This is a genomic window from Corallococcus sp. AB011P (assembly GCF_003611605.1).
Taxonomy (GTDB): domain Bacteria; phylum Myxococcota; class Myxococcia; order Myxococcales; family Myxococcaceae; genus Corallococcus; species Corallococcus coralloides.
Map to the genome: position 1 here is coordinate 403417 of NZ_RAVX01000003.1, position 13466 is coordinate 416882.

10 protein-coding genes are annotated in these 13466 nt (G+C 71.4%); 8 read left to right on the forward strand and 2 right to left on the reverse strand.

Annotated features, from left to right (window positions below):
• Positions 1–165: 165 nt before the first annotated feature.
• Positions 166–2742, reverse strand: coding sequence for an AAA family ATPase (locus D7X30_RS11400; protein ID WP_120562915.1), 2577 nt, complete (start codon positions 2740–2742; stop codon positions 166–168).
• A gap of 216 nt (positions 2743–2958) precedes the next feature.
• On the opposite strand from D7X30_RS11400, the gene D7X30_RS11405 reads away from it, so the two are divergent.
• From D7X30_RS11405 to D7X30_RS11440, 8 genes are all read left to right on the forward strand, one after another.
• The gene (locus D7X30_RS11405) at positions 2959–3657 is read left to right on the forward strand and encodes a YIP1 family protein (protein WP_120562916.1); all 699 of its coding nucleotides are present in this window, start codon (positions 2959–2961) and stop codon (positions 3655–3657) included.
• Complete coding sequence (locus D7X30_RS11410; protein ID WP_120562917.1) at positions 3654–4979, forward strand: TolC family protein; 1326 nt, start codon at positions 3654–3656, stop codon at positions 4977–4979. Before D7X30_RS11405 ends, D7X30_RS11410 begins: the two co-directional genes overlap by 4 nt.
• On the forward strand, positions 4976–6229 hold the full coding sequence (locus tag D7X30_RS11415) for an efflux RND transporter periplasmic adaptor subunit (RefSeq protein WP_120562918.1): 1254 nt from the start codon (positions 4976–4978) through the stop codon (positions 6227–6229). The genes D7X30_RS11410 and D7X30_RS11415 overlap by 4 nt, the downstream gene beginning before the upstream one ends.
• Entirely contained in the window at positions 6226–6984 is a 759-nt protein-coding gene (locus D7X30_RS11420) for an ABC transporter ATP-binding protein (RefSeq protein ID WP_120562919.1), read from the forward strand. Before D7X30_RS11415 ends, D7X30_RS11420 begins: the two co-directional genes overlap by 4 nt.
• 74 nt (positions 6985–7058) lie before the next feature.
• Positions 7059–8219, forward strand: a complete 1161-nt coding sequence (locus D7X30_RS11425; protein WP_370051380.1) for an ABC transporter permease — start codon at positions 7059–7061, stop codon at positions 8217–8219.
• Between the two features lie 4 nt (positions 8220–8223).
• Positions 8224–9453: an ABC transporter permease gene (locus tag D7X30_RS11430; RefSeq protein WP_120562921.1), complete on the forward strand. Its 1230-nt coding sequence runs from the start codon at positions 8224–8226 to the stop codon at positions 9451–9453.
• Positions 9454–9462: 9 nt separating this feature from the next.
• Positions 9463–11118, forward strand: a complete 1656-nt coding sequence (locus tag D7X30_RS11435) for a HEAT repeat domain-containing protein (RefSeq protein WP_120562922.1) — start codon at positions 9463–9465, stop codon at positions 11116–11118.
• Positions 11119–11194: 76 nt separating this feature from the next.
• Entirely contained in the window at positions 11195–11773 is a 579-nt protein-coding gene (locus D7X30_RS11440) for a GNAT family N-acetyltransferase (protein ID WP_120562923.1), read from the forward strand.
• A 3-nt stretch (positions 11774–11776) separates the two neighbouring features.
• Here D7X30_RS11440 and D7X30_RS11445 read toward each other — a convergent pair whose 3' ends face one another.
• The gene (locus tag D7X30_RS11445) at positions 11777–13444 is read right to left on the reverse strand and encodes a tetratricopeptide repeat protein (protein WP_147443168.1); all 1668 of its coding nucleotides are present in this window, start codon (positions 13442–13444) and stop codon (positions 11777–11779) included.
• Positions 13445–13466 lie beyond the last annotated feature (22 nt).

Here is a 13466-nt window from a genome sequence, read left to right on the forward strand (position 1 = left end):
ACGGGGCACGCGCCGAAGCATCGCGAGCCGGCCGGCTTCGCGAGCCCGCCGTGCGAGGCCGCGCCGGATTCTCGGGCTCGGAGCGAACGGTGCTGCTCCGGCCTCGCCGCGCCGGATTCTCGGGCTCGGAGCGAACGGTGCTGCTCCGGCCTCGCCGCGCCACCGTCAGGCGGCGTCCCGGGCGAACTGGAGCTGGCCGGCCTGCACGGCCACGCGCACGCGGTCGCCCGCGCCGAACTCGCCGGAGAGGATGCGCTCCGCCAGGGGGCCTTCCACCAGCCGCTGCACCACCTGGCGCATCGGCCGCGCGCCCAGCATCGGGTCGAAGCCGCCGGACTTGAGCAGGTGCCCCACCACGTCCGTGCCCGCCGTGTAGACGATGCCACGCTCCGTCGCGAGCCGCTTGCTGCTCTCCGCCAGGATGAGCGTGGCGATCTTCGCCACCTCCTGCTCCGCCAGCGGGCGGAACGGCAGCCGCTCATCGATGCGGTTCCACAGCTCCGGCGGCAGCGCCTTGCGCGCCGTGTCCGACGCCATGTCCAGCGCCTTGCCCTCGGCCGCGTCCGCCGCGCCAAAGCCCACCGCGCGGCCCGTGCGGCTGAACGCCTCCGCGCCCAGGTTCGTGGTCATCACGATGACCGTGTTCGAGAAGTCGATGTGCCGGCCCTTGCCGTCCGTCAGCCGCCCCTCCTCCAGCACCTGGAGCAGCAGCATCTGCACCTCGCGGTGCGCCTTCTCGATCTCGTCCAGCACGACCACCGACGACGGCCGGCGGCGCACTGGCTCCGTGAGCTGCCCGCCCTCACCGAAGCCCACGTAGCCCGCGGGCGAACCGATGAGGCGCGACACGCCGTGGGACTCGGACATCTCGCTCATGTCCAGGCGCACCAGCGAGTCCCGGTTGCCGAACAGCACCTCCGCCAGCGCCCGCGCCATCTCCGTCTTGCCCACGCCCGTGGGGCCCAGGAAGAGGAAGCTGCCCATGGGACGGCGCGACGCGAAGCCCGCGTAGTTGCGGCGGATGACCCGCGAGATGCGCACCACCGCGTCGCCGTGGCCAATCACGCGCTCCGCCAGGTCGTTCTCCAGCCGGAGCAGCCGCGCGGAGTCGTTCATCAGGAGCCGCTCTTCCGGCACGCCCGCCAGCTTCGCCACCACGCGCGCCACGTCCGCCGCGTCCACCCGGTGCTTGCCCTCGCGGTGGCAGCGGCTGCCCGCCAGGTCCACCACGCTGATGGCCTTGTCCGGCATGAACCGGTCCGTCACGTAGCGGCTCGCCAGCGACGCGGCCGCCTCCAGCGCCTCCGGCAGGTAGCGCAGCGCGTGGTGCTCCTCGTAGCGCCCGATGATGCCCTGGAGGATCTGCACCGTCTCCGGCACGGACGGCTCGTTCACCACCACCGGCGTGAAGCGCCGCTCCAGCGCCGGGTCCGCCGCGATGAACTTGCGGTACTCGTCGTGCGTCGTCGCCCCGATGCAGGGGAACTCGCCGCGAGCCATCGCCGTCTTCAGCTCGTTGGCCGCGTCCTGCGGGCCCTCGCCCGTGGAGCCCGCGCCCACCAGCGTGTGGATTTCGTCGATGAAGACCACCACGCGCCCCTCGGCCCGCCGCACCTCTTCCTTCAGCGCGTTGAGCTTCTCGGAGAACGAGCCGCGCAGCTGCGTGCCCGCCACCAGCGTGGCCATGTCCAGCTCGACGAGGATCTTCTCCGCCAGCGTGCCGCGCAGGCCCATCAGGCGCTGCGCCACGCCCTCCACCACCGCCGTCTTGCCCACGCCGGGCTCGCCCAGCAGGCACGGGTTGTTGGTGCGGCGCTTGCCCAGGATGTCGATGACCTCCTCGACCTCGCGCGCGCGGCCCACCACCGGGTCCAGCTTCCCCTCGCGGGCGGCCTGGCTCAGGTTGCGGCCCAGCGACGTGAGCATCGGGAACGCCTTGGCGTCCAGCGTCAGCGGCTGCCCCTTGGCCTGGGACGGCGGAGGCGCGGACGGCTTGACCGCGGGCGCGGGAGGCGGGGCGGGCGGCGTCGCGCGGGCGACCGGGGCCGCGGGCGCGGGCGGCGCCATGCGCGGCATGGGCGGAGGAGGGGCTTCCGCGACGGCATCCTGCGTCACGTCGTCCTCGTCCACGTCGATGAGGTCTCGCGGCGACAGCGCGGGCGTCGCGCGCGCGGCCGGCGGCGGGGTCGTCACCGGGGGCGTCATCACCGGAGCCGGCGCCGGGCGCGGCACGCTCAGCGCGAACGTGGAGGAGGGGAGGGGAGACGGCGGCGCGCCCACCGGACGGCTCACCGGCGCGCGCGTGGCCACCGCCTGGCCATAGCCCGGCTGGAGGCGGCGCGGCGGCCCACGGCCGTTAGTGCAGTAGGCGAGGGCGGTGTTGGACAGGGAGATGAGGTCCAGGCCCGTGCGGCCCAGCAGGTCGCTCGCGGCGCAGCGCTTCCGGATGATGGCGATGAGCAGGTGGAGGCAGTGCGCCTCTCCTTCTCCTGTGGTGGTAGCCAGCTCCCGGGCGCGCGCGGTCAGCTCCTGCACCACGTGGCCCGTCTCCGCCGGGGCCTCCGTGATGAGCTGGAGCAGCGCGTCCTCGTCCACGCCCTTCTCCTTCAGGAGGAGCTGGGCACGGTTCTCCACCGTGAAGAGCGCCAGCAACACGTGGGCCGACGTGGGCTTCTGGGCGACGCTGCGGGCGATGTCATGCGCCTCATGGAGAACCTGGGCGAGATCCGTGCTGTCGACCATTCATGCTCCGGCAAGCGTACAGCCGAGCGGAATACACCGTCCGCCGCCCCGCCGCAAAATTTAGGCTACAGACCGCTACAGGATGGATGCAAGGCAGGGTAAACCTTGGGGCGCGGCCGGATTTCGTTTGGCTGCCCGCCCGTTTCCCGACTCAATTCAAGGGACCGGGCAATCACTCCGGGAGGGCTGCGTAATCCGCCCTGAGACCCCATCCCTATGACCTCCCTTGTTCAACCGGCGCGCGTCTTCGTGGACCCTCTTGGGGGTACGCGCACCGCCGTCGAGGCCCGGCGTTGGCTGTGGCCCCTCCTCATCCTCGCCTTCTGCGTCGCCATCTCCGGCACCACCTACGCGCTGCGCTGGGACGCGACCGCCTCCATCGTGAGCACCCTGCCCACGGACTCGACCGCGTCCAGCATGTCCGAGTCCGACATCGCCGAGCAGATTCAAACGGCGTCGCGCAAGGCGCTGGTGGGCGGCATCGCCAAGGGCCTCATCGTGATGCCCCTGATGGTGCTGTTGCTCGCGTGCATCCTCTGGGTCGCGGCCTGGCTCTTCAACAAGCCCGCGGCCTTCGGGCAGCTGATGACCGCCGCCGCGGTGGCGCTGCTGCCCATCGCGCTGTACCACCTCATCTACGCGGTGTGCGCGGGCTACCAGCACTCGCTCACCGACCTGCGCGCGGAGCGGCTCGTGCCCTCCAGCCTGGCCCTGCTGGACGGCCTGTCGCCGAAGATGCAGCGCGTGCTCAAGGGCGTGGATTTCTTCAACCTGTGGAGCGTGGGCCTGCTGGGAGTGGGCTTCTCCACCGCCACCGGCATGCGCCTGGGGCGCTCGCTGGTGCTCATCGGGGTGATGTACCTCATGTACGTGGGCGTCTTCTTCATTGGCCTTCCGTCGGGAGGTGCGCAGTGAGCGCCTTCCTCGTTGTCGCGACGCTGCTCACCGCCACGCCCATCACGCTGGAGGAGACGCGCCAGCTGGGCCGCAAGAACACCCAGGCGCTCCAGGCCGCGCTGGATGTCGCCGTGGCCCAGGAGGACCAGCGCGTGGCGCGCTCCGGCCTCCTGCCGCAGGTGCAGCTCAACCTGGGCCCCAGCCTGGACTACCTGGGCCGCCGCCGTCAGGTCTTCTCCGTCCCCATCAGCGACACGGAGACCGTCACGCGCGAAGTGGTGAGTACCTCCAACACGGCGGACAGCTACTTCGCGTCCCTGGGCATGTCGCAGGTCATCTACAACCGCGGCCTCTGGAAGCAGCTGGAGCAGGCGGGCGTCAACGTGGACGCCACGCGCAACCAGTCCATTGAAGAGTCGGACACCTCCGAGCTGGAGGCCATCCGCCGCTTCTTCAACCTCTTCCTGTCGCAGGCCTCGCTGGGCGTGCTCAACGCCACCGCGCAGCGCAGCGAGGTGCAGCTGGAGCGCGCGCGCGCCCTCTTCACCGCGGGTCGCGTGGGCAAGTCCGAGGAGATCGCCGCCCAGGTCAACCTGGGCAACGACCGCATCAACGTCGTGCAGCGCCAGAACCAGCTGGTGGCGGACCAGGTGCAGCTGGCCGTGTGGCTGGCGCGCCCCGGCACCGAGCTGCTCCAGGCGGTGGACCCCGGCCTGTTCCAGCAGGAGCCCGCGCCGGCGCCCACCCTGGATGACGCCATCAAGCAGGCCCGCGAGCACCGCGCCCTGCTCAAGGCGCTCCAGCAGCGCGTGCGCGTGGCGGAGCTCCAGCGGGCCATCGTCCAGGGCGACTACATCCCCCGCGTGGGCCTGTCCGCGCGCTACTCGCACACCAGCCAGGACCTGGGCCCGTTCTTCAGCGAGCCCGGCTACGGCAACGTCTTCAACGGCGCCGTCACGCTGACGTGGGACCTGTTCAACGGCTTCAACACGGACGCCCAGTCCGCGCGCGCCCAGGTCAACATCCGCAAGGCGGAGCTGACGTTCGCGCAGACGGCGCGGGAGCTGGAGGCGGAGGTGCGTCGCTCCCACCAGGTGTTGGAAGGACAGATTGCCTCCGCGAAGCTCGCGACGGACAACCTCTCGGTCGCCCAGCAGGGCCTGGCACTGGCGGAGGAGCGCTTCCGCGCGGGCGCCGGCTCCACGCTGGACGTGCGAGACGCGCAGCTCAAGTTGACCCAGGCGGAGCTGGTGTTGCTCCAGAGCCGCATCGATGTCGAAATCGCCCGCTATGCCCTGTTCCGGGCCATGGGCACGCTGAACCCGGGAGACTCACAATGACGTGGTGGAAGGCGGCAATCGCCGGCGCGCTGTTGCTTGGAGCGGTGGCCATCACCGTGGGCGGCCTGCGGGACCGGCCCCCCCCGACGCAGGAAGTCCAGATGGCCAAGGCCCGCAAGGGCACCATCACCCGCACCATCACCGGCGCGGGCAAGGTGCAGGCGGCCACCACCGTGAAGATCTCCTCCAACCTCTCCGGCGACCTGGTCGCCCTCAAGGTGAAGGACGGCGACCCCATCACCAAGGGGCAGGTGCTGGGGCAGATCGACAAGCGCTACTACGAGGCGGCCGTGAAGCAGGCCACCGCGTCCCGCGACGCGGCCCGCTCCGAGGTCCAGGTGTCGGAGGTGGACACCGTGCGCCAGCGCGCGGAGCTGGCCCGCGTGAAGGGGCTCGCGGAGAAGGGGCTCGCGTCCGCCGCGGAGGTGGAGCAGTCCCAGGCGGTGGTGGACACCGCCGCGGCGCGCCTCGCGGCCGCCAAGCAGCGCGTGGCCCAGAGCAGCGCCGTGCTGGAGCAGGCCTCCACGGACCTGGCGCGCACCACGCTGCTGTCCCCCATCGACGGCAACGTGATTGAGCTGACGCGTGAAGTGGGCGAGCGCGTGCGCGGCTCCGACTTCTCCGAGGACGTGGTGATGACCATCGCCGCGCTCAACCAGATGGAGGTGAAGTTCGAGGTGGGTGAGCACGAGGTCGTCCACCTGAAGTACGGCCAGCCCGCGGAGGTGACGCTGGACGCGCTGGAGGGCCAGTCCTTCACCGGCACGGTGGTGGAGATCGCCCAGAAGGCGACCATCAAGAACCCCGGCACGGAGGCCGAGGTGACGAGCTTCCCCATCACCGTCGCCCTGGACGCGCGCCCGCCGGGCGTGCTCCCCGGCATGAGCGCCGAGGCGCGCATCAGCGCGGAGACGCACAACGACGCGGTGCTGGTGCCCATCCAGGCCGTCACGGTGCGCGCGGAGCGCTCGCTGCCGGATTACCAGGCGCCGGTGGAGGGCACGTCGCTCACCGCCAAGCGCCGCACGGAGTCCCTGGCCAAGGTCGTGTTCGTGGTGGACAACGACAACAAGGCGCAGGTGCGCCGCGTGCGCACCGGCATCGCCTCCGACACGGAGCTGGAGGTGCTGGAGGGCCTGCAGGTCGGGGACCGCGTGGTGGAGGGCCCCTACCGCACGCTGTCCAAGGAGCTGTCCAACGGGGACGCGGTGCGCGAGCCGGAGAAGGCCGCGGCGAAGGGCAAGTCGTGACGTCGGCCCCTGCACCGGACGCGGGCCCCCTCATCCAGGTGGAGGGGCTCACGCGGGCCTTCTTCGTGGGCGGTGAAGAGGTGCGCGCGCTGCGCGGCGTGTCCTTTGGCATCCAGCGGGGGGAGTGGGTGGCCATCATCGGCCAGTCCGGCTCCGGCAAGAGCACGCTCATGAACGTGCTGGGCTGCCTGGATACGCCCACGAGCGGCCGCTACATGCTCAACGGCAAGGACGTGTCGCGCATGGACGACGACGACCTGGCCGTCATCCGCAACGTGGAGATCGGCTTCATCTTCCAGACGTTCCAGCTGCTCCCCCGGGAGACGGCGCTCGCCAACGTGGAGCTGCCGCTGGTGTACCGGGGCATGGGCGCGAAGGAGCGGCGCGAGCGGGCGAAGGCGGCGCTGGACAAGGTGCAGCTCACGCACCGCATGCACCACCGGCCCAATGAGCTGTCGGGCGGTCAGCGCCAGCGCGTGGCCATCGCGCGGGCGCTGGTGTCGGAGCCGTCCATGCTCCTGGCGGACGAGCCCACGGGCAACCTGGACTCGGCCACCGGCGAGGAGATCGTCAAGCTCTTCGAGCAGCTGCACCGCGCGGGGCACACGCTGGTGCTCGTCACGCACGAGCCCAAGCTGGCCGCGCGCTGCCCCCGGGCCATCCGGCTGAGCGACGGGGAGATCGTCGCGGACGGGCCGGGGCCGGAGGTGGCGATGGGCGGACACGCGGTGGCGCCCCAGGCGGGCACCGCGTGACGTTCCGGAAGGGCTTCCGAGTGGACGTGCTGGAGGGAGCCCGCATCGCGGTGTTCTCCCTCCGGGCGAACCGGATGCGCACGGTGCTCACGACCCTGGGCATCGGCATTGGCGTGGCGACGCTCCTGGCCATCGTCGGCATCATCCAGGGGCTCAACGCGTCGTTCGAGAAGCAGCTGGCCACGCTGGGCGCGAACACGGTCTTCATTTCCAAGTACCCCTGGATGGTCAAGGGGAACTGGTGGCTCTACCGCAACCGGAAGAACTTCACGCTGGAGCAGGTGGCGCAGCTGCGCGCCCAGGCGGACTTCATCACCGCCATCTCCCCGACGGTGATGCGCACGTCTGACGTGGCGCACGGCGCGCTCCAGGTCTCCAACGTGCGCATCAACGGCGTGTGGAGCGACTACCTGGCCATTGGCAACTACGAGGTGGTGACCGGACGGTTCCTCACCCGCGCGGACGAAGAGGTGAACCGGGCGGTGACGGTGCTGGGCGCGGACGTGGCCGCCTCGCTCTTTCCCAGCATCAGCCCGCTGGGGCAGACCGTTCGCATCGACGGGCGGCCCTTCCAGGTGGTGGGCACGCTGGGGCGCAAGGGGAAGGTCGTGGCGGAGAACATGGACATGTCCGTGTTCATGCCGTTCAAGACCTTCAACTCCAACTTCGGCAAGGGGCGGCCCATGCAGATCGCCATCGCCGTGGCGGACGCGGGTCAGATGGCGAAGGTGGAGGACCAGCTGGTGGGCATCATGCGGCGCGTGCGCGCGACGCCGCCGGGCCAGCCGGACGACTTCAACGTCAACCGGACGGACTCGCTCGCGGCGACCTACGAGCAGCTCACCGGCGCGCTCTACGCGGTGGCCACGGGCGTGGGGCTGATCACGCTGTTGGTGGGCGGCATCGGCATCATGAACATCATGCTGGTGTCGGTGCGTGAGCGGACGCGGGAGATTGGGGTCCGCCGGGCGCTGGGCGCGCGCCAGCGCACCATCGTGCTCCAGTTCCTGATGGAGGCCTCCAGCGTGTCCGCGGTGGGGGGCCTGTTGGGGACGACGGTGGGGTTGGGCACGGCGAAGATCGTGTCACTGGTGACGCCGCTGGCGGCGGACGTGCGCCCGGGCACGGTGGTGGGCGGGGTGGCGTTCGCGGCGCTGGTGGGCCTGCTGTTCGGCATCTGGCCGGCCGCGCGGGCGGCCCGGCTGGACCCGGTGGAAGCGCTCCGCTACGAATAGGGCGATGAGGGCCTTCCTGGACAACCTGCGGCTGGCGCTCGGCACCTTCCTGGGCAACCCGCTGCGCTCGCTCCTGACGCTGGTGGGCATCGTCATCGGCGTGGCCACCGTCATCACGATGATGGCCCTCATCGAGGGCCTGCGCGAACAGGTGAACAAGAACCTGGGCAGCCTGGGCGCGCACACCTTCGAGGTGACGAAGTGGCCCACCGGCTTCGGCCGCATCAACTGGGCGAAGTACGCCAAGCGCAAGGACCTGCTCGGCGACGACGTGCGCGCCATCGTGGAGTCCTGTCCCTCCGTGGGCGCGGCCACGCCCACGGCCCAGGAGTGGGGCAAGAAGCTGACCACGGCGTTCCGGGAGACGCCGCCTTCGGTGAGCGTCCTGGGCACGGAGCCCACGTACCTGGAGACGAGCGGCGTCGTCGTGTCGACCGGCCGCTTCTTCAACGAGACGGAGACGCTGGACGGCCGCCCGGTGATGGTCATTGGCGTGGACCTGGCGGACACGCTCTTCCCGGGCATGAATCCGGTGGGCTCCGAGGTGCGGCTGCAGGGCCGGCCGTTCCAGGTGATTGGCGTGCTGCAGAAGCGCGGCAGCGTCATGGGGATGGCCAGCCAGGACAACCAGGCCATCGTGCCCATGCGCGCCTTCCAGCAGTTCTACGGCAAGAACCGCTCGGTGGAGATCGACATCCAGGCGCGCGACGGGGAGTCCTTCCAGAAGGCGCAGGATGAAGTGGTGAACCTGATGCGCCGCCGCCGGGGTCTGACGCCGCAGGAGGCGAACGACTTCGAGGTGCACACCAACGAGTCCATGACGGCGTCCTTCAACGAGCTGTCCCAGGTCATCGCGCTCGCGGGCGTGGGTGTGTGCCTGCTGTCGCTGGTGGTGGGCGGCATCGGCATCCTGAACATCATGCTGATGTCGGTGACGGAGCGGACGCGGGAGATTGGCATCCGCAAGGCGTTGGGCGCGCGCCGCCGCCGCATCCTGGGCCAGTTCGCCACGGAGGCGGTGATGCTGTCGCTCGTGGGCGGGGTGCTGGGACTGGGGCTGGGCTTCGGGTTCGTCTTCCTGGGCAAGTGGGTGCTGCTGTTCCCCATGAGCGTGCCCGCGTGGGCCGTGGCGCTGTCGCTGGGGATGAGCTGCGGCGTGGGGCTGCTCTTCGGCATCTACCCGGCGTCGCGCGCGGCGCGGCTGGATCCGGTGGAGGCGATGCGCGCGGAGTAGGGATCCGGAATGGGTGACGCATTGGCGGAAGCCCGGCGGCGGGCCTCCGGAGACGACCTCGCTTCGCTGCGCAGGCTGGACGCGCTGCTCGTTCGCTCGGGCTTCCGGCACGTGGACCGCACGCCCCGCGAGTGGGTGGCGGAGCTGGTGGCGCAGGGGAGCTTGCGGAGGGGAGATACGTACGACGCGCACGAAGCGCTGCGGGCCATCGGCCTGGGTGCGGTGCCCGCGCTGCTGGAGGTGCTGGCGACGCCCCGACTGGCGGAGAAGGAGTCCGCGGACGCGAACATCCGCTTGAACGTGCTCGAGGCGTTGATGGCGCCGAGCCCACCGCCCCCGTGCGCGGTGCCTGCCGTGTTGGGGCTCCTGTCCCGGCGGAGCGCTCGGGTCCAGCGGCAGGCGATGCGGGCCCTGGTGTACCTGCGTCCCCGGCCCACCCGGCTCGCGGTGCGGCTGTTGCTGGAGGCCTGCCAGGACAAGACGCAGTGGCAGGCGCGAGCGACGGCGCTGGACGCGCTGGCGACGCTGGACGGCCCCGTCCCGGACGACGTGCTGCATGAAGCCCTGAAGAGGCTGTCGGACGAGAGTCCCTACGTCCGCCGCTCCGCGCTGCGCCTGCTGGGCCGGTGCACCCCGCCCTCCGAGGAGGTCCTTCTGGCGCTGGAGGAGCAGGTGGTGCTGGACGACGAGAGCCGCGTCGTCGCCCTCCAGGTGTTGTCCTGGCTGTCTCCTTCGCGTGCGGTGCCCCTGCTGGACAAGACGGCGCGGGGACTGGTGGGCCTTCTTCCGACTGACCGGGACGGGGCGCGGCTGGGGCTCTTCGCGCTCCATCTGCTCGCGGGGATGGGGGCGCAGGCCCGGCCGGTGGTGGGCCTGCTGCGGCGCGTGGTGACGCATGCCGTGAAGCGGGGACATGGGGATCCCTTCGCCTGGAGAATGTGCGTGCACGCCGAGTCGGTGGCGGACGCCATCGTCCGGAGTGCCCCGTTGCCCGTGGAGTCCCGGACCCTGGGACAGGGCTCGCCGCGACTGGCCCTGGCGCTCGCGGGGCCGGGGCCGCTGCCGGTGACCGCGGAGCATCCGGACTCCGCCCGGCTACAGGCCTGGGTGGATTCGCTGGGGCCGCTGAGCCAGGAAGAGGAGGTCCGGCTGTGCGTGGCGGTGGCGCGCGTCGCGGCGCGTGTCTGGGACAGGCATGGGCCGGAGAACGACGGCGCCCAGTCGGCCCTCCTCGCGCTGGAGGAGTGGGTCCTCGCGCCGGATGAGGCGCACCAGCGCAAGGCGATGGAGATCGGCTTGTTCGTCCCCAGCCAGCTCCTGGCGTCGGAGTTGTTCAACGCGGCGTGGTGCCTCCATTACGCGACGCTGATGGTGGCGGACGCCGAAAAGCGGGCCGTGGGCTTTACCGGCCTCACGCCCAGGGAACCGGAGCACCTGCTGGCGACGTGCGCCTTCGCCGCGTACCGGGCGCTGAGGAGCGGAGCCTGCATGACCATGGACGAGGGGTGGAGAGACTCCACCCTCACCTGGAAGCGCACGTCCGACGAGGCGCTGGCCTTCCTCCACCGGGCGATGGTGGACGAGGTGCTGCCGTGGGCGCGGGGCGAGTGGGATCCGCTCCGCGACGTGCTGCGCGAGCGGCGCCGGCTGCTGATGGAAGAGTGAACACGCCAGTGCCATGGCGGTGATGGCGCTCACCCGGTAGGGTGCTCCCGTCCCTACCGCAGGGGGCCTGCACCGGATGTCCATGTCCTACGTCACGCTGCCGCTGCCCGTCGTTCCCGCGCCGTTCCGGATGCGCGTCTTCACTCCCGAGGACATGGACGGCGTCATCGCGCTGTACTCGCATCCGGAGGTGGCGCGGAGCCTGAACTTCACGGTGCCCGTGCTGCGGGAGACGCTGCACCAGAAGCTGACCGGCGACCTGGAGGCGATGCGCCTGGGCAAGGGCATCCGTTGGGTGTTGTCGAAGGAAGAGGAGCCGACGCCCCTGGGCTACCTGACCCTCTTCAACTGGAGCCAGAAGGACCGCCGCGCGGAGGTGGGCTACATGGTGGCGCGCTCCCTGTGGGGGCAGGGCGTGATGACGGGCGTCCTGCCCGCGCTGATCCGCTTCGGCTTCGAGCACCTGAACCTGCACCGCATCGAGGGCATGGTGAACGTTCGTAACAGCGCGTCGTACAAGGCGCTGACGCGCACGGGCTTCCAGCAGGAAGGCGTGATGCGCGGCTACCAGGCCGACGGGAACGGGGGCGGGTTCAACGACATCATCCTGCTCGCGCTGCTCGAGGACGCCTGGCGCGCGTCCGTCGCGACGTAGGCCTCACGGCAGGTCGCGCGCGAACTGCTCGCGGTAGCGCGCCTGGAGCGTCTTCAGCTGGCGGGTGCCCCGGTACTCGCGCGCGAGCAGGTGCCACGCCTCCGTGCGCGAAGGCTCCAGGGCGATGACCCGCTCCAGGTGCTTGCGCGCACGCGCATGCGCACGGGTGTTCGTCGCCAGCACGCCGAGCAGCAGGTGCGCCTGCACCGCATCCTCCCGGAACGCGAGCACCCGCTCACAGGCGGTGCGCGCGGAGCCCAGGCGCCCCTGGAGCAGGTGCAGCTCGCATTGCAGCAGCGTGACGGAGGGGCTCGCCGGATACGCCCGAGCCAGCGCGGCGATGCGCTCACGCGCGGGCCCCGAGGAGCCGGCATGCAGCAGCGCCTCGACATCGGACACCGCGCGCACCAGGGCTCCCTCCCGCGCGGGATCGACGGCAGCGGTGCTCGCCTCGGACCGGGCCGGCAGCGCCACCTGTCTGCGGAGACGGGACGCCTGTTCCAGCACGGCCGCGGAAGCCGCCAGCCCCTGTGCCCGGGCCGCGGTCTCCTCCGCCCACGTCACGCAGTGGGCGCGGAGGAAGAGGCCCGCAAGGTCCGCCCACTGGCCGGGCTCCACGTCCGCGCGGGCCTCCAGGTTCGTCCTCGCCGCCACCAGGCTGTCCCGGGCCTCGTCGAAGCGGCCCGCGTGCAGGTGGAGCAGCGCGACGTTCATGCGCAGCGAGGGCTCGCGGGGAAAGCGCGTGATGGCCCGCTCGCAGCGCTCACGCGTGGCGTCCAGTCCCGGAGTGAGGTGCACGGCGAGGTAGCACGCCAGCAACTGCACGCGTTCGTTCTGGGGATGCCGCACGGCCAGCGGCTCCAGGGCCTCCGCGGCCACCTCCGGCTGGCCCGCCTTCTCCAGGGCGATGACCTCCGCCAGCCGCTGCCGCTCCAGCGGTGTCAGCGAACGGGGCGTGCCCTCCGGCCCCAGCACGACACTGGAGGCGCGCACCCGCTCCGTCCATTCGAGGAGGAAGTCCCGCTCGGGCCCTTCCCAGGCCGGGCCCGCCATGGCCTCCACCGCCACGCGCAGCTCCCGGGCCCAGGCCTTCTGCGCCTCCAGCTCCACGCGCGCCCCGGGCAGGTGCCTCAGCCCCGCGCCCAGCAGCGCGAGTGTCCGCGCATCGAACCCCGTCTGGCCCGTGTCGTACTTCGGCGACATCCATCCGCGTCCGTCGCGCACGTGCGGCGCGCCCAGGGTATGGGCCCACTCGTGCAGCAGGACCGCCACCTCCAGCCGCTGCCGCGCCTCCACCGGCAGCGCTCCGCCCAGGCCGCGCAGTACGCAGTGCCGCCCCAGCACGCGCGCGAAGCCCAGCTCGTGCTGCGCGCCGCTGAACGTCGCCGGCGCCGCCACCAGGCCCACGACGAGGTCCACGTCCTCGCCCGCGTCCACTTCCTCCAACGCGTCCAGCACCGGCTCCAGCGGACCGTCCGAGCCGCGCCGCTCCCATGCCCGCGCGGACTCCAGCTCGAACGTGATGCCCAGGGGGCCGCGCACCGACTCGCTCGCGCGCTGGAGCCATCCGGCGACGCCCCGCTCCCAATGGAGCCCCCGCGCACGGTGGTCCACGTCCGCGTACACACGCACCCGCAGCACCTTCGCCGTAGGGGCAGGGGAGGAAACCACTGACAGGGAGGTGCTCGCACGC

What these genes read in the sequence shown, in the direction of transcription:
- D7X30_RS11440 (WP_120562923.1), top strand. Translation starts at nt 11,195, where the DNA reads ATGTCCATGTCCTACGTCACGCTGCCGCTGCCCGTCGTTCCCGCGCCG.
- D7X30_RS11400 (WP_120562915.1), bottom strand. Translation starts at nt 2,742, where the DNA reads ATGGTCGACAGCACGGATCTCGCCCAGGTTCTCCATGAGGCGCATGAC.
- D7X30_RS11425 (WP_370051380.1), top strand. Translation starts at nt 7,059, where the DNA reads ATGCGCACGGTGCTCACGACCCTGGGCATCGGCATTGGCGTGGCGACG.
- D7X30_RS11415 (WP_120562918.1), top strand. Translation starts at nt 4,976, where the DNA reads ATGACGTGGTGGAAGGCGGCAATCGCCGGCGCGCTGTTGCTTGGAGCG.
- D7X30_RS11405 (WP_120562916.1), top strand. Translation starts at nt 2,959, where the DNA reads ATGACCTCCCTTGTTCAACCGGCGCGCGTCTTCGTGGACCCTCTTGGG.
- D7X30_RS11430 (WP_120562921.1), top strand. Translation starts at nt 8,224, where the DNA reads ATGAGGGCCTTCCTGGACAACCTGCGGCTGGCGCTCGGCACCTTCCTG.
- D7X30_RS11435 (WP_120562922.1), top strand. Translation starts at nt 9,463, where the DNA reads ATGGGTGACGCATTGGCGGAAGCCCGGCGGCGGGCCTCCGGAGACGAC.